The following is a 19,377-nucleotide window of genomic DNA, read 5'->3' as shown; positions in this document are numbered from 1 at the left end:
AGGGCGTCTGGGGCCCCGGGGACGGCGTGCCGCCCTGACCGCCGTTGTCCGGCGGCGTGCCCGCGGGGTCGCCGCCGGTCCCGGGATCGGGGTATCCGGCGCCCGGCTCGCTGCGCTCGCTCACGACTCTCTGACCTGCCTTTCCAACATGTCAAGGTATGCGGCCACGGCTATCAGCCCGGCCTCGTCCGCCGGCGCCCTGCCGTACAGGGCGGAGCCCACGTAGGCGGCGGGCTGACCGGTCCTTTCTGCGATCGCGCCGACCACGGCTTCGGGGCCCGCCCCCGCGGGCAGTCCGAGCCTGGGGGTCACGCGGTCGACGAAGCCCGTCCTGAGGGCCGAGACGGCCCGGTCACGGGCCCGCCTCGCCCGGTAGAGCCTGGCCCGTCCCTCGACGGTCTCCGCCGCCCTGACCACGACCGGAAGCCGTTCGGTCACCACGGGACCGAGCCTGCGGCCCTGCCAGAGCGCGAGCAGGAGGACCACGACGGCCAGCTGCACGACGGCCCAGACAACCGCGGACGGGATGAGGTCGTACAGGGTCGGCGGTGTGGCGCTCACGGTGGGCGGCGTCTCCGGGGCGACGAGCCAGACCAGCGTGGGCCGCGTTCCGGCCAGGTTCATCGCCAGCGCGGCGTTGCCGTCCTCGGCCAGGCGCAGGTTGCTCATGAACTGGCCGTCGCCGACGACCGTGATCGTACGGCCCGCCTCCTCGTATCTGACCAGGGAGGGGGAGCCGTCCGCCGGGTAGCAGCCGGTCGCCCACGAGGGGGCGGTGAAGGTCGTCCCGCCCAGGTAGGCGCTGCCCGCCCTGACCGCGGCGGGCAGCGCGCAGCGCGGCTCGCGCGAGCGCGCCCGTGTCTCCGGGCCGGGGCTCACACCGGGTGCCAGCCGGCCGAGGTACGGCTGGGCGCCGACCACCAGCCGGTCCGCGGGCGTCGAGGCCAGCTGGTCGGCCTCCTCCTCGGTGAGGAAGGAGGTGTCGCCGAGCAGCAGCATGCTGCCGCCGGGGGCCTTCGGGGTCCCGGCGGCCTCGACGGCCTCGGTCACGGAGGTGACCCTGACGACCCGGACACCCTCGGCCCGCAGCAGCTGCGCCAGGCCCCTCGCCCCGGACAGCGAGGTGCTCTCCGGGTCGAGCGGCTTGCCTTCGCCCTGGCCGCCGCCGAGCAGCACCCCGCCGACGGCCACCAGCACGACCAGGAGGGCGATCGACAGGGCGCCCCTGCCGCCGCGCCACAGGCTCCGCGCGGTCGGCGAGGTCGGCGTCGGCCCGAGGGCGTTCACGGGGGCCAGGCCCGTCTGGGAGCTCACGGGACGGCCACCTTGGAGGTTTCCGGGGAGGTTTCCTGGGCGAACACGGGCCGGGCGGTGCGCAGGCGCTCGTCGAGGTCGCGCATGACCTCGTAGGCGGCGGCGGTCCCCGGCACCTCGCCGTAGGTCACGTCGTCGAAGATCCGCGCGGCGGCGGCCAGGTCGGCGGCCAGGCCGGGCAGAGCGCGCCCCGCCTCGACGGCCAGCTCGTCGGCGGTACGGCCGGGCATCGAGTCGATGACGACGCGGTCCTCCAGGTCCCTGGCCACGGCCCTGAGCCGTTCGCGGATCGCCTCGGCCCACTGCTCCCGCGCGGCCAGGTGCTCGGCCGCCTGCCGGTGCTCGGCCGCGCTGCGGCGGCCGTCGCCGAAGACGCCCTCCCGCCTGGTGGAGCCGCGCCCGGCCGTCCTGCGGGCGACCAGGAAGACCGCGGCGAGCGCGGCCAGGACGATCACGCCCAGGACGATCCACGCGATCACGCTGCCCACGGTGCCCGCCGCCTCCTGGTCGAGCAGGTCGCCGAGGAACTGGTTGACGACCCGCATGACGCGGTCGACGACGTTCTCCTTGGCGTACTCGGCCTTGAGCAGCTCACGGATCGCCTCACCCGCCGCCCGCCCGCGATCGGTGTCGACGGGGACCGTGAGAGCCGACGCCGTCAGCGGCCCGGCCACGGGGCTCCCTGGCCCGGCTGCCCGGGGGTGGCGGAGGAACTCCACAGGTCGTCGGCGGAGGCGTGCACCCACCCCTGGCGCTGCTGCTCGATGGCCGCGGTCTGCAGCACCAGGTCGAAGGCCTCTGCGCGCATCCTGCGGTCGGCGTAGAGCAGGCCGTACACCCCGGCCTGGAACGGGTAGGTGATCATCGCTCCGACGGTCCCGCCGATCGCGAGGAGGATCGCGAGGAGGATCTGCACGCCCGTCCCGCCCGAGACGAGAATGCCGACGAAGGCAGCGGCGAAGGAGAACGGGACGGAGATCACCAGGCCGACCAGGCCCGCGAGGATGCTCGTGAGCAGCAAGATGCCGAACAGCCGCCAGAAACTGCCCTGGGTCAGCCGCCACGACCTGCTCAGCGAGGCCATGACGCCCGTCTTCTCCAGCACCGCGGCGGGTGCCGCGAGCACGAGCCGGGTGGTGATGAAGGCGGCGTAGACCATGTAGAGGATCATCACCAGCACCATGACCAGTACGAACGCCCCGAGGTCGATGCCGGAGACGGCGGTCGCGTACAGCAGCCCCACGACCGCGGCCAGCGGCAGCAGCAGGATGCCCGCCTCGATGGCGACCAGCCCGAACAGGGTGGGCACCCGTCCCCTGGTCAGCCGCCACGCTTCACCGGTGGTGATCTTCCCGCCGAAGACGGCGCGGCCGAGGATGCGGGTCAGCACGCCGCTGAGCAGGGTCACCGCGACGAACTGCACGGCGTAGGAGATGAGGGAGCCGCCGTAGTCGGCGAGGAAGTCGGTCTGCCCCGTGGTCTCCAGCGCCGTGGGGTCGTTGTTCCTGAAGGCGTCGCCGATCCTGCCGAAGGTCAGGGCCTGGCCGATCGCGACCGGGATGGCGCCGAGCGCGGCGGCGATCGCGGACAGGCCGAGCACGGCCTTGGGGTTGGAGCGGATCAGCTTGATCGCGCCGTCGATGACGTCGCCCACGCCGAGGGGGCGCAGCGGGATGATCCCGGGCCGCAACGCCGGGGGCGGCTGCTGGTAGCCGTACGGAGGCGGGGGGTAGCCCTGCCCCGGATGCGGCTGTCCCGGCGGGTACGGCTGCCCCTGGTACGGCTGCTGCCCGGGGTGCTGCTGGTACGGCGGAGGCGGGGAGGAGGGCGGCTGCTGCTGCCCGTGCTGCTGCCCGTACTGTGGCGGGGGCTGGGACGGCGACGGTCCGCCGGGCCCCGATCCGGGCGCGGCCCACGGCGTTCCCTGGGCGTCGCCGTACGGCGGGGGCTGGTTGGACGCCCAGCCGGGTGGGGTGTCGGGAGTGGAGCCGTGTCCGTCTGACATATCCCAATCCTGACATGTGGCCCCACTGCTTGGGCTGCTCGGGAGATCACGGCGAGGTTTCACCGCCCGGGGTGGCCGGGTCCGTCCCAGGGATGGCCGAGACGGTGTCGTTTACCTCAGACTGGGACCGTGACCGTCGCCGATCCGGTGCCCGAGGGCGCCGTGGCCGGAGGTGGCCACGTGGGGGGCTTACGCCGCGTGGGGGTGCTACTACGCGCTTTACGTCGTGTGCGCCTAAAATTCGGCATTCGGATGTCTGGTGGTCAGACTGTGTCATCCGGTGGTCCGGCGAGGGTAATCTTCGACAGCCGTGCCGTTTACCCCAAAAACTCCCAAACTGCGTAAAACGAATGAGGGGCCATGAAAGGACGCGTGCTGGTCGTCGACGACGACGCCGCTCTCGCCGAGATGCTCGGCATCGTGCTACGCGGGGAGGGCTTCGAGCCTTCCTTCGTCTCCGATGGGGACAAGGCGCTGGACGCGTTCCGTGACACCCGCCCGGATCTGGTGCTGCTGGATCTGATGCTTCCCGGGGCCGACGGCATCGACGTGTGCCGGCGCATCCGCGCCGAGTCCGGCGTGCCGATCGTCATGCTGACGGCCAAGAGCGACACCATCGACGTCGTCCTCGGCCTGGAGTCCGGCGCCGACGACTACATCGTCAAGCCGTTCAAGCCCAAGGAACTGGTCGCCAGGGTCCGCGCGCGGCTGCGCCGCACGGACGAGCCGACGCCGGAGATCCTGCAGATCGGCGACATCACCATCGACGTCGCCGGTCACTCGGTCAAGCGCGAAGAGGAGACCATCAACCTCACCCCGCTTGAGTTCGACCTGCTGGTCGCCCTGGCCCGCAAGCCGCGCCAGGTCTTCACCAGGGAGGTGCTGCTCGAACAGGTCTGGGGCTACCGTCACGCGGCCGACACCCGCCTGGTCAACGTGCACGTCCAGCGGCTCCGCGCCAAGATCGAGAAGGATCCCGAGCACCCCGAGATCGTGGTGACCGTGCGCGGCGTCGGCTACAAGGCCGGTCCGGCCTAGGCCTGCGGCCTCCCCGGGACTCCCGAGATGCCCACCCAGAAGAGGCGCCGCCGTACCCTCCCGCAGATCGTCAGGGGGGGACGGCGCAGGGCACGGCGCGCGGTGGGCGGCGTGCGCAGGGTCTGGCGGCGCTCCCTGCAACTGCACGTGGTCACCAGCACGATGGTCATCTCCATCGTGGTCGTCGCCGTGCTCGGCGTCTTCCTCATGCAGTCGATCAGCGCGACCATCCTGGGGGCCAGGGACCGCGCGGCGCGCAGCGAGGCGCAGGCCGACCGCAAGGCGGTGCTCGTCTACCTGAACCAGCAGGACGGCGACGCCTCGAAGCAGTCGACCGACCCCGGCCAGGGGGCGCAGCAGGGCGAGGACAGCCCGCTCGGCCGGGCGCTGGCGGCGCTGGCGGCGCGGGCGGGACCCGCGGTGAGATATTCGGTGATCGTCCGCAACGAGAACCGGCCGGGCGAGTTCTACGGCACCACGAACATCGACCCGGCGAGCATCCCTCCCAAGCTGCGCGAGGAGGTGCTCAGGAAGCCCGCGGACGAGGACAGCACCCAGTACTGGAACCTGCGCTACATGGGCAGGCCCGAGCCGGTGCGCGGTCTGGTGATCGGCACCCGGCTCGACACCTACGGCACCGGCCTGGACGACGGCTACGAGATCTACCACCTGATCCCGCTTGAGGAGGAGGAGAAGAACCTCACCTCGGTCAGGCAGATGCTCATCCTGGTCGGCGTCGCCCTGGTCCTGCTGCTCGCGGCCATCGCCTCACTGGTGACCCGCCAGGTCGTCACCCCCGTACGGCTGGCCCGCCAGGCGGCCGAACGGCTGGCGAACGGGCACCTCGACGAGCGCCTGAAGGTCAGGGGGGAGGACGACCTGGCCCGCCTGGCCGCCTCCTTCAACGAGATGGCCACCACCCTGGCGCTGAAGATCCACCAGCTGGAGGAGCTCTCCCACGTCCAGCGGCAGTTCGTCTCCGACGTCTCGCACGAGCTGCGCACCCCGCTGACCACCGTGCGGATGGCCGCCGACCTGCTCTACGACGCCCGCGAGGACTTCGACCCGATGGCCGCGCGCTCGGCCGAGCTGATGCAGAACCAGCTGAACCGGTTCGAGTCGATGCTCGCCGACCTGCTGGAGATCAGCCGCTACGACGCGGGCGCCGCCGAGCTGGACATCGAGCCGGTGGACATCAGGGACGTGGTGCTGCGCGCGGTCGCCGACTCCGAGGCACTGGCCGAACGCCACTCGACCCGCTTCGACCTGCGGCTGCCCGGTGACCCCTGCATGGCCGAGATGGACAGCCGCCGGGTCGAGCGCATCCTGCGCAACCTGCTGTTCAACGCGATCGAGCACGGCGAGGGCCGCGACATCGTCGTCTCCGTCGGGGCCGACCGCGACGCGGTCGCGGTGGCCGTACGGGACCACGGGGTCGGCCTGAAACCGGGGGAGGAGAACATGGTCTTCGACCGGTTCTGGCGGGCCGACCCCTCCCGGGCGCGGACCATCGGCGGCACCGGCCTCGGCCTGGCGATCTCCCGCGAGGACGCCATGCTGCACGGCGGCTGGCTTCAGGCGTGGGGAGTACCGGGGGAGGGCTCGCAGTTCAGGCTCTCGCTGCCCAGGGTCGCCGGGGCGCCGCTGCGGGGCTCACCGCTGCCGCTGGTGCCGCCGGAGGTGGAGATGCGGCGCACGTGGCGGGGACAGATGACGCCGGTGCTCTCTCCGGCGGTGGCCGACGGGGGACGCGATGCCGACTAGGACTCTCAGGGCCCGCGCGGGGGTGACGGCCCTGGTGGCCACGCTGGCCTGCGGGCTGGCCTCCTGCTCGGTCATCCCCGTCGGGATGCACTCGACCGTGGGGGAGAACGGCCACAAGGGCAACCCGCTCGGCGACCCGTACGCGCGGGTGATCGCGGTGGCGCCGAGCGCCGACTGGTCGGCGGCCGACGTCGTCAACGGGTTCAAGGCCGCCATGGCGAGCGTGGACGACCCCGGGCGTGAGGTGGCGCGCAAGTACCTCACCGACTCCTTCGCCAGGACCTGGAACCCGCAGAGCGGGGTCACGGTCTACCGGCAGGGTGAGCCCCCGGTCGTGCAGGTCGGGGAGGGGGAGAAGGACACCCGGGTGACCCTCAAGGGGACCGTCACGGCGCTCATCGACCAGGACGGCCGCTACCGGCCGAGCGGCGGACCGCTGAACGAGCCCTTCGTCCTGGTCAAGGGGGCCGGCGGCTGGCGGATCGACAGCGCGCCCCCGGGGTTGTTGCTGTCGGAGGCCGACGCCGAGCGCGCCTACCTCAAGGTCGACCTCTACTTCCTCGACGCCGAGGAGAAAGGCCTGGTGATCGACCAGGTCAGGGTGCCGATCAACCCCGCCTCCAACTTCGCGAAGACGACCGTGGAACGGCTGCTGCAGGGACCGAGCAGCTCACTCAAGGGCGCGGTGCGCTCGGCGTTCGACGGCACCAGGCTCATCGACGTCACCACCGAGGACAACCGCGTCGTGGTCGACCTGACCAACCGGGTCGCCCCCGACCTCGTCGGGCCGATGACGGCCCAGCTCGCCGGGACGCTCGCCGCGCTGACCAAGGGCGGCTGGGGCTTCGAGGTCAGGGTCAGGGGCGAGCCGTACTACACCGACAACCCGCTCACCGTCGACGCCCAGGAGCAGACGAGGTTCGACCCCTGGATGGCGCCCGGCGAGATCTACCCCTACTACGTGGCCGACGACGCGCTGTGGCTGCTGGGCAAGGACAACACCGGTCAGCCCGTGCTGGGCAAGGCGGGGGAGAAGGACGGCACGAGAACCGACATGGCGATCAGTGCCCATGCCCAGGTGGCGGCCCTCTCCCACAACGGCACGACGCTGTCGGTCGCGCCGCTGGCCACCGGTGGCGAGTGGCGGCAGTGGGCGACGGGGCGCTCGCTGGCCCCGCCGTGCTGGGACCGCTACCAGACGCTGTGGACGGTCGAGCGCCCCGACGACCACATCTCCCGGGTCATCCGCATCCGCGACGGGCAACGGTACGCGGTCTCGGCCCCCGACCTGGACACCGTCCACGTCAGCCTGCTCAAGGTCGCGCGGGACGGCGTGCACGTCGCGGTCGTCGTGCGGGACGGCACCGGCGAGCAGGTCAAGGTCGGCACGGTGATCGGCAGGGGCGGCGCGACCCGCATCACGAACCTGCAGGTCGTGGTGCCGGTCGAGGACAAGCAGAAGATCAGGGACATCGCCTGGAAGGACGGCAAGACCCTCTACGTCCTGACCGACAAGTCCGACCTGCTTGAGGTCTCGCTCACCGGAGAGTCGAAGTCGCTGCCCTCCAACACGGGCATCCAGAACATCACCGCCCTGGACGGCTCCCTGCTGGCCGGAGCGGTCGACGACGACGGCAAGCGGCAGATCCTCTACTGGACCTCCTCCAAGTGGGAGCCCCGGGTCAAGAACGAGAACGGCAGGACGGACTTCGCCGAGCAGGGACCGGCCTTCCCCGCCTACCCCCTGGACTGAGGCGCGGCTCGTCGGTGGTTTGTCGGTGGTGCCTGGCACGGTTGGTTCCGTGCCGACCGCTCTGCTCGACCTGGTCCTGCCCGCGCGCTGTGCCGGATGCGGCGCGGCGGACGCCCTCGTGTGTCCCCGCTGCGCCGCGCTGCTGCACGGCGAGCCCGAGCGCAGGACACCCGACCCGTCTCCGCCCGGCCTGCCCGAGTGCTGGTCGGCCGCCGACTACTCCGGGGCCGTCCGGCGCGCCCTGCTCGCCTACAAGGAGCACGGCCGTACGGCGCTGGCCGCCCCGCTCGCGGGCGCACTGGCGCTGGCGGTCGCCGCGGGGGCGGGCGGGCGGCCCGTCGTCCTCGTCCCGGTGCCCAGCGCGCGTTCGGCGGGCAGGCGGCGCGGGCACGATCCGGTGAACCGGCTCGCCACGCTGGCGGCGGCCTACCTCCGCTCGGCGGGGTGGCCCGCGACGGTGGAGAGACTGCTCCTGCAACGCCGCCGTGTCGCCGACCAGGCGGGGCTGAGTTCGTCGCAGAGGGCCGCGAACCTCTCCGGGGCATTCAGGATTGCGGCCGGCCGGAACGGCCCTGTGCCGGGATCCTGGGGTGGCCCAGGGGCGGTTGTGCTGGTCGACGACATCGTCACCACCGGAGCGACCCTGGCGGAGGCCGCCAGGGCGCTGGGCGCGGCCGGGATCACGGCGCGTCTGGCCGCGACGGTCGCCGCGACACGCCGGTGGGAGCGACCCCGCGATCGTCACCGAGGGTGAGCGGGCAGGGGAACGGGCCTGTCACCACGGCGTCGGATCTCCCTGTCCCAGGCGGAAGTTCGCCGCTGATGGATGGATATGGGAAGTGTCCATATATGGGTATATCGCCTGATCCTGCGGGACCCTCCGACGGGAGACCTTCCCTGGAGATCACACAACGTGAGGTTCGGGCGGTCTCCCAGGCTGACATTCGGCCCCGATGCGGATAGCGTCTGTGCCATGGCACCCGCTCGGGTCCGTGGTTGCGCCGGACCGACTCCCTCTGGGGGGCCGGCCTGGCTAGCCGATGCCAGCCGCAGGCTAAACGGTCCACGTAAGACGACTTTTCGTCGGTCGATCACGGTGCGGCTTAGAGGTAAGTCCTGCCTTCCCGAGGAGCCAGATGTTCCTCGCCAGAAGAGAAGGGCATGTAGTGGCAAAGAGCTGCGAAACCCTCAGCAGGCGGATGTGGGGACGAAGACCAGGTCGGCCGAGCGGGTGCCGCTGTACCACCGTCGAGGTTCGAAGGGGGGCTGTGCATGGAAATCATCGTCAAGGGTCGGCACACCGGAGTGAGTGACCGATTCCGAGACCACGTGACAACCAAGCTGGCCAAGATCGAGCGTCTGGACCACAAGCTCATCAGCGTTGATGTGGAGGTGACCAGGGAGACCAACGAGCGGATCAACGGATCGCGCGAGCGGGTCGAGCTGACCATCCACTCGCGGGGCCCGGCCGTCCGCGCCGAGGCCGCCGCAGACGACCGCTTCGCCGCCCTCGACATCGCCATCGGCAAGCTTGAGGGAAGGCTCAGGCGCCTGGCCGACCGACGCAAGGTCCACCACGGCAACCACTGCCCTCCCTCCGTCGCCGAGCTGACCGCGACCGCCACCGCGCTCGCGGAGTCCGCCGAGGCCGACACCGTGCGGGCGGACACCGGTTCCCTCAACGGGACCCGCAGGCGTGAGGACGACGCCGATCACTCCGAGGACAAGGCCATCGTCCCGATCGAGATGGACGGCGACGGCCCGCTGGTGGTGCGGGAGAAGCACCACCAGGCCGAGCCGATGACCGTCGACCAGGCCCTCCTGGAGATGGAGCTGGTCGGACACGACTTCTACCTGTTCCGTGACAAGGAGAGCGGGCAGCCGAGCGTCGTGTACCTCCGGCAAGGCTACAACTACGGCGTGCTGCGGCTCGTCGAATCCTGACGGTCGCGTTCGAAGATCCTCTCCGACCAACCCTAGGACCTGAAACCCGTGTAATCATGGCGGTCCAACGGCTCTGGCCCCCCGAGGAGGAGGCGTGACGGAACCCGACGAAGCGACCCGCCCTGCCAGGCGAGGCGACCCGATCCGCGTGCTGATCGTCGACGATCACGCGCTGATCCGCCGAAGTCTGGAGATGGCGCTGAGCGCGGAGACGGACATCGAGGTGGTGGGTGAGGCGAGCGACGGGCAGGAGGCGATCGAGCTCGCCGACCGTCTCACCCCGGACGTCATGCTCATGGACGTCCGTATGCCGCGCAGGAGCGGTATCGAGGCCGCCCGTGAGATCAAGGCCTCGGTGCCGAGCACGCGGATCATCATGCTCACGGTGAGCGACGAGGAGGAGGACCTCTTCGACGCGATCAAGGCGGGTGCCACCGGTTACCTGCTGAAGAACGTGCAGCTCGACGAGGTCCCCGAGGCCGTGCGCGGCGTTCACGAAGGGCAGTCGCTGATCAATCCGGCCATGGCCGCGAAGCTGATCACCGAGTTCGCCAACATGAGCCGCAAGGAGGCGGAGCGTCCCCCCCAGCTCCCGGTCCCGAGGCTGACGGACCGGGAGATGGAGGTGCTCCGCCTGGTCGCGAAGGGCATGAACAACCGCGAGATCGCCAAGCAGTTGTTCATCTCGGAGAACACCGTGAAGAACCACGTCCGCAACATCCTGGACAAGTTGCAACTCCACTCCAGGATGGAGGCCGTGGTCTACGCGGTCCGAGAACGGATGCTGGAGATCACCTGACGGCCGGTTCCGGCCGGGTCCCACGGGAACCGGCCGGAACCCCGGCCCGAGCGCTCAGCGCATCAGGGCCTCGAACAACGGCGCGGCGAGCCGGGGATCGACACGGTCGACCCGCACGTCGTCGCAGCCGACCCAGCTCGCGGCCTCCCACAGGGCCTCGGCCATCCCCTGGGCGGCCCTGCGCGGGCTGACGCCCTCCTCGACGCCGACCTGCCGCGCGACCAGCGTCGTCCCCTGGCGGGCCGGGTCGATCCTGCCGATCAGACGGCCGCCGGAGAGCACCGGCATGGTGAAGTAACCGTGGACGCGCTTGTCCTTGGGGACGTAGGCCTCAAGCCGGTGGTTGAAGCCGAAGACCCTGGCGGTGCGGGCGCGGTCCCAGACGAGGGAGTCGAACGGCGAGAGCGGAGCCGTGCGGTGGCGTCCCTTCGGCTCGGTCTCCAGGGCCACGGGGTCGGCCCACGCGTTCACCGAGCGCTCGGGCCAGCCGGGGACGCGCACGGGCGTGAGCCCCGCCGAGCCGTCGAGCAGCGCGGCGTCGAGCAGCGCCGCCTCCGGGGCACGAAGCCGGAGGAAGTCAACCAGGTCGGCGCGGGTCGCCACCCCCAGCGCGCGGCCCGCGACCGTGGCGAGACGGGTGACGCACTCGGCGTCGGAGAGGTCCTCGGCCAGCAGGTGGGCGGGCACCGCCCGCTCGGCCAGCTCGTAGACACGCCGCCATCCGGTACGGCGGGTGCACACGACCTCGCCCACGTTGAGCAGCCACTCGATGGCGATCTTGGTGTCCGACCGGTCCCACCAGCCGCCGCCCTTCCTGCTGCCGCCGATGTCGGCGACGGTGACGGGGCCGGCCTCGCGGACCTGGTCGAGCACCTTGTCCATGGTCGCGGGAATGTCGTCCCTGCGGTGCTTCCAGGAGCGCATGTGCCTCCTGCGGAAGGCGTACAGCGGCCAGTCCTCGATCGGTAGGACGCAGGCGGCGTGGCACCAGTACTCGAAGGCGCGGGCGGGCTCGTCCCAGTAGGCCCGCTCGATCTCCGCCCTGCCGACGGCGCCGAGACGGGCGTAGGCGATCAGCTCGTGGGAGCGGGCCAGGACGGAGATCGTGTCGAGCTGGACCGCGCCGAGGCGGCGCAGGGTGGCGGCGACGCCCGCGCGCCGGGCGTCGGCCCCCAGGAACCCCTGGGCGTGCAGGATGATCCGGCGGGCCTCGTCCGGGGAGAGGGTGAGCGTCATGGCCGGATGGCGGGGAGAGAACACGTCAGCATGGCCCAGAGGCTAGCGCGCCACACCGACGAAAATGCTACGCCGGTGTCATCAGGGACTTCGGGGCCCGGGCGCGACGCGCCGTACGGCCTGACTCATCGTCATACAACTCTGCAAAGCGACATACCCTTTAAAGTGAGCACTAGCCTCTATGAATAGGGTGCCGGGAACTCCGCGGACACGAAGAGCGTCTTTCAGGTGGCTGTGTCGGGTGGTGGAACCGCCTACGATGGCAGCGGAGAACCATGACTCGTCCTCATCCGGAGCCGTCCGGCCACGGAAGACCTGCGAGGAGCCTTACCTAAAGTGCCAGCCTTTCTCGATAAGATTCTTCGCGCAGGCGAAGGCAAGCTTCTGCGTAAGCTCAAGCGGATCGCCGACCAGGTCAACTCCATCGAGGACGACTTCATCGGCCTGAGCGATGCGGAGCTGCGCGCCCTCACCGCGGAGTACAAGCAGCGTCACGCCGACGGCGAGTCCCTCGACGACCTGCTGCCCGAGGCCTTCGCCACCGTTCGCGAGGCCTCCAAGCGTGTCCTGGGCAAGCGCCACTTCGACGTGCAGATCATGGGCGGGGCCAACCTGCACATGGGCAACATCTCCGAGATGCGCACCGGTGAGGGCAAGACCCTGACCTGTACGCTCCCGGCGTACCTCAACGCCATCTCGGGCAAGGGCGTCCACGTCATCACGGTCAACGACTACCTGGCCAAGCGTGACGCCGACGAGATGGGGCGCATCCACCGCTTCCTCGGTCTTGAGGTCGGGGTGATCCTGGCGAACATGCCGCCGGATGAGCGCCGCAAGCAGTACAACTGCGACATCACCTACGGGACGAACAACGAGTTCGGCTTCGACTACCTGCGCGACAACATGGCCTGGTCGCTGGAGGAGTGCGTCCAGCGCGGCCACAACTTCGCCATCGTCGACGAGGTCGACTCGATCCTCATCGACGAGGCCAGGACGCCGCTGATCATCTCGGGTCCCGGTGAGCAGTCGGGCAAGTGGTACTCCGAGTTCGCCAAGATCGTGCCCAGGCTCCGCAGGGGCACCGAGGGCAAGGACGGCGAGGAGAACACCGGCGACTACTCCGTCGACGAGAAGAAGCGCACCGTCGGCATCTTCGAGTCCGGTGTGGAGAAGGTCGAGGACTGGCTCGGCATCGACAACCTCTACAAGCCCGAGCACACCCACCTGGTCGGCTTCCTCAACAACGCGTTGAAGGCCAAGGAGCTCTACAAGAAGGACAAGGACTACATCGTCGTCGACGGCGAGGTCCTGATCGTCGACGAGTTCACCGGTCGAGTCCTGCACGGCCGCCGCTACAACGAGGGCATGCACCAGGCCATCGAGGCCAAGGAGGGCGTGAAGATCAAGGACGAGAACCAGACTCTCGCCACGATCACGCTCCAGAACTACTTCCGCCTCTACGCCACGCTGTCCGGCATGACCGGAACGGCGACCACCGAGGCCAACGAGTTCCACCAGACCTACAAGCTCGGCGTCGTCCCGATCCCGACGAACCGGCCGATGATCCGCAAGGACCAGGCCGACGTGGTCTACAAGACCGAGGACGCCAAGTTCCTGGCCTGTGTCGAGGACATCAAGGAGCGCTACGAGCGCGGCCAGCCGGTCCTCGTCGGCACCACCAGCGTCGCCAAGTCCGAGCGCCTGTCCAGGGAGCTCAAGCGCAAGGGCGTCAAGCACGAGGTCCTCAACGCCAAGAACCACGCGCGTGAGGCGTCGATCGTCGCGGAGGCGGGCCGCAAGCACGCCGTGACCGTCGCGACCAACATGGCCGGTCGAGGCACCGACATCATGCTCGGCGGCAACCCCGACTTCCGCGCCGACCTGGAGCTGCGCGGCCGGGGCCTGGACCCCGTCGAGACTCCGGAGGAGTACGACAAGGCCTGGGGCGAGGCGCTGGAGAAGGCCAAGGAGGCCGTCCAGGCCGAGCACGAGGAGGTCACCGGGCTCGGCGGCCTCTACGTGCTGGGCACCGAGCGCCACGAGTCGCGGCGTATCGACAACCAGCTGCGCGGTCGTTCCGGCCGTCAGGGCGACCCGGGCGAGTCGCGCTTCTACCTCTCGCTTGAGGACGACCTCATGCGCCTGTTCAACTCGGCCAGGGTCGAGATGATCATGACGCGGCTGAACATCCCGGACGACGTCCCGATCGAGTCGGGCATCGTCTCCAAGGCCATCGCCTCCGCCCAGCACCAGGTCGAGCAGCAGAACTTCGAGATCCGCAAGAACGTTCTGAAGTACGACGAGGTCATGAACCGGCAGCGCAAGGTGATCTACGCCGAGCGTCGCCGCGTGCTTGAGGGCGCCGACCTTCAGGAGCAGATCCGCACCTTCGTCAACGACGTGATCGATGAGTACGTCGGCGGCGCGACCGCGGAGGGCTTCGCCGAGGAGTGGGACCTCGACAAGCTGTGGAAGGCGCTCGGCCAGCTCTACCCGATCACCCTCGGCCTGGACGACCTCCTTGAGGAGGTCGGCGGCCGTGAGGAGCTCACCGCGGAAGTCCTCGCCGAGAAGGTCAAGGCCGACGCGACGGCGGCCTACGACCGCCGCGAGGAGGAGCTCGGCGCCGAGACCATGCGGGAGCTGGAGCGCAGGGTCATCCTGTCGGTCCTCGACCGCAAGTGGCGTGAGCACCTCTACGAGATGGACTATCTCCAGGAGGGCATCGGCCTGCGCGCGATGGCCCAGCGCGACCCGCTGATCGAGTACCAGCGCGAGGGCTTCGAGATGTTCTCCCAGATGCTCGACGGCATCAAGGAGGAGTCGGTCGGTTACCTGTTCAACCTTGAGGTCGAGGTCCAGACCAACCCGATCGTCGAGGAGCAGGAGGAGCACGAGGACGAGGCGATCGCCGAGACCCGCTCCATCATCGCCCGGGGCCTGCGTGGTCCGCAGCGCCCGGCAGAGCTCGAATACTCCGCGCCCGGCGAGAGCGGCGACGTCGAGCACACCAGGGTCAGCACCAAGGCCGAGCGCGACGCCTACGGCAACGTCGAGCGCAACGCCCCCTGCCCCTGTGGTTCCGGCAAGAAGTACAAGCGCTGCCACGGCGACCCCAGGAACGCCGAGGTCTGATCCATCCGCTTCACAGGGCCCGTACGATCCCGTACGGGCCCTGTGGGCTTTCTCCCTGGAGAAGGGCCGGCGAGGGCGGCAGGCGGCTCTCCGGGGCTCTCAGGGGGCCGTCTCGACGTCCGTGCACAGCCAGCGGGCGCCCACGCGCTCAAGCCGCAGCGCCAGCACCCGTGACCGGTCACCGCAGTGCACCAGGACGCACATCTCCACCACCCCGTCACGCGGCTGGGACACGTGGGGGACACCGGTCCGCGGGGGCCGCGCGCACCGCATGACCCTCCCGCTGCGCGCCAGTTCGTTGCCGGCCCTGCCGGTGAGGTGGGAGGCGACGCTGGAGGGGGGCCTCAGGCCCGCCAGGACCTCGGCGACGGCCTGGCACAGGGCCCGCAGCCGCCTCCCCTCGGGGACCGCGGGTGGTGGCCCCGGTGGCCCGGCCGTTCCCGTCTCGTGGTCGAGGGCGAGGGCGAGCGCGCCCTGGACGTACGGCGGCGCGGCGGCGGCCTTCGGGGAGGGCCGCTCGTCGTCGTAGAGCGGCTCCACGGTGGAGGAGGACGCGACGCGGGGGAGGTGCGAGGGGCGCGGCATGCTGGCTCCGGTTTCTCCTGCGAGGGGCTGACACAGCTAGGAGTTTCCGGTCCTGCCGCCGAATACGTGGCACGCCAGCTTTCCGGCGTCCGGTGGTGTTTCCTCCGTGAAGGGCCTGGAAAGGGCGTGGCGAATCACCCGAAGCTGGAGCGGTGTCCTGCGGTTCCGGCGTGCGGGCCGTTCCTTCCACGGACGACCGGAACGGGTCACGGCGAGGCGGCGGGGGCCTCCTCGGGCTCACGGCCCGGGGTCGCCAGGTTCAGTCTTCTGATCAGCACGGTGAACAGCAGGTAGTAGACGACGAAGTAGACCAGGCCGAAGCCGATGATCAGGGCGAGTTCGTGGGTGTTGGACTTGCCCGCGTTGAGAAGCATGTCGATGGCGCCGCCGGAGAAGGTGAACCCCAGCCTGGCCCCGAACTCGGCCATCAGGGCCATCGAGATCCCGGTGAGCACCGCGTGCACCGCGAACAGCGTGGGAGCGACGAAGATGAAGGCGAATTCGAGCGGTTCGGTGATGCCGGTCACGAACGAGGTGAGACCGGCCGAGAGCATGATGCCGCCCACGACGCCCCGCTTCTCCTTCGGGGCCGCGCGCCACATCGCGATGGCCGCGCCGAGCAGGCCGAACATCATGACCGGGAAGAAGCCGGTCATGAAGATCCCGGCGCCCTGCTCGCCCGCGAAGTAGCAGTTCAGGTCGCCCGCGGCGTTCTTGGTCGCGCCCTGGACCCCGGCGTGGCACTCGGGCAGGGTGAACCAGACGATCGTGTTCAGGAAGTGGTGCAGGCCGATCGGGATGAGCAGCCGGTTGGCCACGCCGTACAGTCCGGCGCCCGCGGTGCCGTGGGCGGCGAGCCAGTCGCCCACGCCCGCGAGCCAGTCGCCCACGGGCCGCCAGAGCAGGCCGAAGACGACGCCGAGGACGAGCGCGGAGACGGCGGTGACGATGGGGACGAACCTGCGCCCGCCGAAGAAGGCGAGCCAGGCGGGCAGTTTGATCCGGTAGTACCGCTCCCAGAGCAGGGCGGCGACGATGCCGATGACGATGCCCCCCAGGACCCCGGTCGGGTTCTGGACGCCGAGGTTGAGCGCGGGCACGGGCCGTCCGTCAGGGCCCACGACGGTCAGCGCCACCTTCTTGTAGACCTGGGAGGCCGGGGCCGAGGTGAAGAACAGCGTCCTGCTGACCCGGTCGAAGACGAGGTAGCCGACGAGCGCGGCGAGCGCGGTCGAGCCGTCGGCCTTGCGGGCGAACCCGATCGCCACGCCGATCGCGAACAGCAGCGGCAGGTTGTCGAACAGCGCGCCACCGGCCGCCGCGAAGACGCCCGCGACCTGGTCGAGGAAGAGGTTGTCCGTCCGCCCGAGCATGTCCTCCTGGCCGAACCTGAACAGCAGTCCGGCGGCGGGCAGCACCGCGATGGGCATCATGAGCGAGCGCCCGACGCGCTGCAGGATCGCCAGAGCCGACGCCCACCCCGAAGGGCCGCGCTCCACGGCCGCCGTGCCCATTGCCGGTCCCCCTGCCTGTCGATGGCGGGGGATGTCTGGTATCTACCACCGGGCGCGGCGGATACACGGCCTCAGGGCCGCTCAGCCTTCCGTTCTGCGGGGTACGGCCTCGGCGGGCTCGGGGGTCTCAGCGGGGGGCTCAGCGGGTTCGGGGAGTTGCTCGGGCGCCGCGGGGGAGCCGGACTCGGTGTCGGCCTCCGGCTCCCGGCCCGGCGTCATGATGTTCAGCTTCCTGATCAGGAAGCTGAACACGACGTAGTAGATCACCGCGTAGACCAGGCCCATCACGATGATGATCGGGATGCCCTCGGCGTTGGGGGCGGTGCCGTACAGGACGAGGTCGATCAGGCCGGAGGAGAAGCTGAAGGCGAGCTTGGCGCCCAGGGCCGAGGCGACCGCCAGGGAGATGCCGGTCAGGACGATGTGGACCACGAACAGGACCGGGGCGACGAAGACGAAGGCGAACTCGATCGGCTCGGTGATCCCGGTCAGGAAGGCGGTGAGGGCCGCGGAGACCATGATCGAGCCGACCGCGTTGCGGCGGTGCGGCGGCGCGGCCCGCCAGATGGCCAGGGCCGCGGCGGGCAGGCCGAACATCAGCACCGGGTACAGGCCCGCCTCGAAGCCGCCGAAGCCCGGGGCGCCGTTGTTGAAGCAGATCAGGTCCCCGGCGAGCCGCTTGCCGTTGACCACGCAGTCGGGGACCTGCGTCCAGACCACGTTGTTGACGATGTGGTGCAGCCCGAGGGGCAGCAGCGCCCGGTTGAACATGCCGTAGATCCCGGCGCCCGCGACGCTGTGGGCGGCGAGCCAGTTGCCGAACACGCTCATCAGGTTGCCGATGACCGGCCAGACGAAGCCGAACAGGACGCCGATGATCAGACCGGCGAAGGCGGTGATGATCGGCACCAGGCGGCGCCCGCTGAAGAAGGCCAGCCAGGTCGGCAGTTTGGTCCGGTAGAACCGCTGCCACAGCGTCGCCGAGACCAGGCCCATCACGATGCCGCCGAGCACCCGGGTCGGGTTCTCCGCGCCGAGGTTGAGCACCACGTCGGGGACGCCCGGATGGGCCGGGTTGAAGAGCTTCTTGGAGATCGTGTCCTTCAGGGCGGGGTCGAACAGGTCGAAGAAGATGGTCATGCTGACCGCGTGGAAGACGAGGTAGCCGACGAGCGCGGCGAGCGCGGTCGAGCCGTCGGCCTTGCGGGCGAACCCGATCGCCACGCCGACGGCGAACAGCAGCGCCAGGTTGTCGAAGAGGGTCTGGCCCGCGGTGCCGATCACGTGGGCGATGTCGTCGAGCAGGACGTTGTCCGTACGGCCGATGAGGTCGTCGTAGCCGAGCCGCTGCAGCAGTCCCGCGGCGGGCAGGATCGCGATCGGCAGCATGAGGGAGCGTCCCAGGCGCTGGAGCACGCTCATCACGGCGGACCCGGCCGAGGGCGGGGCGGGAGGGCGTCCCGCGTCCGCTGAGGGGGAACTCATCGGACTTTCCTCCAGGGGGGTGGGGATCGCGAGGAGGTCAGGTGCGGCGTGCCGGGGTCTCCAGGACCGTGCGGAGCTGGTAGCGGTCGGCTCGGTAGGTGGAGACCCCGAGCTCGGCGCAGACGTTCCCGGCGAAGGAACGCCGCTGGAGCAGCAGCACGGCGCCGCCACGTGGCAGTTTCAGCAGGTCGGCGTCTCCGGGATCGGCGATTCCGCCGTCGATGGTCAGCTCACCCGCGTCGAGGATCAGACCGTACCGGCTTTCGAGCAGGGCGTACAGGGACCGGCCCGTCAGGTCGTGGGCGTCGAGGTCGGGGGCGAGGGACACCGGGATGTGGGCCCGCTCGATGCACATGGGCTCGTCGGCAGCGGTGCGCAGCCGCTCGATGAAGTGGACCTCGTCTCCGGGGTGGATGCCGAGTTCCCTGGCCAGGTGCGCGCTGGCCCTGACGATCCTGCGGTCGAGGTCGCGTGATCCCGGTTCCATGCCGCGGGCGCGCATCTCGTCGCTGAAGGAGGTCAGTCTGAGGGCCATCTCGATCTTGGGGCGGGCGACGAAGGTGCCCTTGCCCGCGACGCGCTGCAGCCTGCCCTCGGAGACCAGGTGGTCGACCGCCTGCCGTACGGTCATGCGGGACAGCTCGAAGCGCTGGCAGAGCTCGCGTTCGGACGGGATCGCCGCGCCGATCGGCAGCTCGTTGTTCTCGATCAGGTCAAGCAGGATCTCGCGAAGCTGGAAGTACTTGGGGACAGGGCTGTCCGGATCGATCTGGGCCACGAGATCCTCCCCTCTCGATCTGAGAAG

General features: G+C 70.2%; 15 protein-coding genes. 7 read left to right on the top strand and 8 right to left on the bottom strand.

Annotation, left to right across the window (positions count from 1 at the left end; all coding sequences use genetic code 11):
* Window positions 1–120 precede the first annotated feature (120 nt).
* From ABT340_RS07570 to ABT340_RS07560, 3 genes are read right to left on the bottom strand one after another with little or no spacing between them, the layout of a single operon-like run.
* Entirely contained in the window at window positions 121–1,314 is a 1,194-nt protein-coding gene (locus ABT340_RS07570; RefSeq protein ID WP_352009853.1) for a DUF4350 domain-containing protein, read from the bottom strand.
* A complete protein-coding gene (locus tag ABT340_RS07565) occupies window positions 1,311–1,988 on the bottom strand; it encodes a DUF4129 domain-containing protein (RefSeq protein WP_352009852.1) in 678 nt (225 codons plus the stop codon). Before ABT340_RS07565 ends, ABT340_RS07570 begins: the two co-directional genes overlap by 4 nt.
* On the bottom strand, window positions 1,973–3,319 hold the full coding sequence (locus tag ABT340_RS07560; protein ID WP_352009851.1) for a glycerophosphoryl diester phosphodiesterase membrane domain-containing protein: 1,347 nt from the start codon (window positions 3,317–3,319) through the stop codon (window positions 1,973–1,975). Before ABT340_RS07560 ends, ABT340_RS07565 begins: the two co-directional genes overlap by 16 nt.
* A 360-nt stretch (window positions 3,320–3,679) precedes the next feature.
* On the opposite strand from ABT340_RS07560, the gene mtrA reads away from it, so the two are divergent.
* From mtrA to ABT340_RS07530, 6 genes are all read left to right on the top strand, one after another.
* Complete coding sequence (gene mtrA / locus ABT340_RS07555; protein ID WP_030907316.1) at window positions 3,680–4,357, top strand: MtrAB system response regulator MtrA; 678 nt, start codon at window positions 3,680–3,682, stop codon at window positions 4,355–4,357.
* A 27-nt stretch (window positions 4,358–4,384) separates the two neighbouring features.
* Entirely contained in the window at window positions 4,385–6,121 is a 1,737-nt protein-coding gene (mtrB, locus tag ABT340_RS07550) for an MtrAB system histidine kinase MtrB (RefSeq protein ID WP_352009850.1), read from the top strand.
* Window positions 6,111–7,874: an LpqB family beta-propeller domain-containing protein gene (locus tag ABT340_RS07545; RefSeq protein ID WP_352009849.1), complete on the top strand. Its 1,764-nt coding sequence runs from the start codon at window positions 6,111–6,113 to the stop codon at window positions 7,872–7,874. Before mtrB ends, ABT340_RS07545 begins: the two co-directional genes overlap by 11 nt.
* A gap of 49 nt (window positions 7,875–7,923) precedes the next feature.
* Window positions 7,924–8,628 (top strand): ComF family protein, encoded by a 705-nt coding sequence (locus tag ABT340_RS07540; protein ID WP_352009848.1) that lies wholly within the window; start codon window positions 7,924–7,926, stop codon window positions 8,626–8,628.
* 518 nt (window positions 8,629–9,146) lie between these two features.
* A complete protein-coding gene (gene hpf / locus ABT340_RS07535) occupies window positions 9,147–9,818 on the top strand; it encodes a ribosome hibernation-promoting factor, HPF/YfiA family (protein WP_352009847.1) in 672 nt (223 codons plus the stop codon).
* Window positions 9,819–9,912: 94 nt separating this feature from the next.
* Window positions 9,913–10,617, top strand: coding sequence for a response regulator (locus tag ABT340_RS07530; protein ID WP_184713016.1), 705 nt, complete (start codon window positions 9,913–9,915; stop codon window positions 10,615–10,617).
* 54 nt (window positions 10,618–10,671) lie between these two features.
* On the opposite strand, the gene ABT340_RS07525 is transcribed toward ABT340_RS07530, so the two are convergent.
* Entirely contained in the window at window positions 10,672–11,853 is a 1,182-nt protein-coding gene (locus ABT340_RS07525) for a winged helix-turn-helix domain-containing protein (protein WP_352009846.1), read from the bottom strand.
* A 336-nt stretch (window positions 11,854–12,189) separates the two neighbouring features.
* On the opposite strand from ABT340_RS07525, the gene secA reads away from it, so the two are divergent.
* Window positions 12,190–14,988 carry a preprotein translocase subunit SecA gene (gene secA / locus ABT340_RS07520; RefSeq protein WP_352009845.1) on the top strand — a complete coding sequence of 933 codons (2,799 nt, stop codon included), beginning with the start codon at window positions 12,190–12,192 and terminating at the stop codon, window positions 14,986–14,988.
* A 99-nt stretch (window positions 14,989–15,087) separates the two neighbouring features.
* On the opposite strand, the gene ABT340_RS07515 is transcribed toward secA, so the two are convergent.
* The 4 genes from ABT340_RS07515 to ABT340_RS07500 all read right to left on the bottom strand — a co-directional run bounded on the left by ABT340_RS07515 (window position 15,088) and on the right by ABT340_RS07500 (window position 19,350).
* Window positions 15,088–15,573 carry an Rv3235 family protein gene (locus tag ABT340_RS07515; protein ID WP_352009844.1) on the bottom strand — a complete coding sequence of 162 codons (486 nt, stop codon included), beginning with the start codon at window positions 15,571–15,573 and terminating at the stop codon, window positions 15,088–15,090.
* Window positions 15,574–15,779: 206 nt separating this feature from the next.
* Window positions 15,780–17,087: a PTS transporter subunit EIIC gene (locus tag ABT340_RS07510; protein WP_352009843.1), complete on the bottom strand. Its 1,308-nt coding sequence runs from the start codon at window positions 17,085–17,087 to the stop codon at window positions 15,780–15,782.
* Between the two features lie 81 nt (window positions 17,088–17,168).
* Window positions 17,169–18,572, bottom strand: a complete 1,404-nt coding sequence (locus ABT340_RS07505; RefSeq protein ID WP_352009842.1) for a PTS transporter subunit EIIC — start codon at window positions 18,570–18,572, stop codon at window positions 17,169–17,171.
* Window positions 18,573–18,609: 37 nt separating this feature from the next.
* A complete protein-coding gene (locus ABT340_RS07500; RefSeq protein ID WP_352009841.1) occupies window positions 18,610–19,350 on the bottom strand; it encodes a GntR family transcriptional regulator in 741 nt (246 codons plus the stop codon).
* Between the last annotated feature and the right edge of the window lie 27 nt (window positions 19,351–19,377).

This window comes from Streptosporangium sp. NPDC000239 (assembly GCF_040300765.1).
In the GTDB taxonomy this organism is placed as follows: Bacteria; Actinomycetota; Actinomycetes; order Streptosporangiales; family Streptosporangiaceae; genus Streptosporangium.
The sequence above is the reverse complement of the archived record's forward strand: the minus strand, read 5'-3'. Positions and strand labels throughout refer to the sequence as shown.

What these genes read in the sequence shown, in the direction of transcription:
- mtrB (WP_352009850.1), top strand. Translation starts at nt 4,385, where the DNA reads ATGCCCACCCAGAAGAGGCGCCGCCGTACCCTCCCGCAGATCGTCAGG.
- mtrA (WP_030907316.1), top strand. Translation starts at nt 3,680, where the DNA reads ATGAAAGGACGCGTGCTGGTCGTCGACGACGACGCCGCTCTCGCCGAG.
- ABT340_RS07510 (WP_352009843.1), bottom strand. Translation starts at nt 17,087, where the DNA reads ATGGGCACGGCGGCCGTGGAGCGCGGCCCTTCGGGGTGGGCGTCGGCT.
- ABT340_RS07545 (WP_352009849.1), top strand. Translation starts at nt 6,111, where the DNA reads ATGCCGACTAGGACTCTCAGGGCCCGCGCGGGGGTGACGGCCCTGGTG.
- ABT340_RS07525 (WP_352009846.1), bottom strand. Translation starts at nt 11,853, where the DNA reads ATGACGCTCACCCTCTCCCCGGACGAGGCCCGCCGGATCATCCTGCAC.
- hpf (WP_352009847.1), top strand. Translation starts at nt 9,147, where the DNA reads ATGGAAATCATCGTCAAGGGTCGGCACACCGGAGTGAGTGACCGATTC.
- ABT340_RS07515 (WP_352009844.1), bottom strand. Translation starts at nt 15,573, where the DNA reads ATGCCGCGCCCCTCGCACCTCCCCCGCGTCGCGTCCTCCTCCACCGTG.
- ABT340_RS07560 (WP_352009851.1), bottom strand. Translation starts at nt 3,319, where the DNA reads ATGTCAGACGGACACGGCTCCACTCCCGACACCCCACCCGGCTGGGCG.
- ABT340_RS07505 (WP_352009842.1), bottom strand. Translation starts at nt 18,572, where the DNA reads ATGAGTTCCCCCTCAGCGGACGCGGGACGCCCTCCCGCCCCGCCCTCG.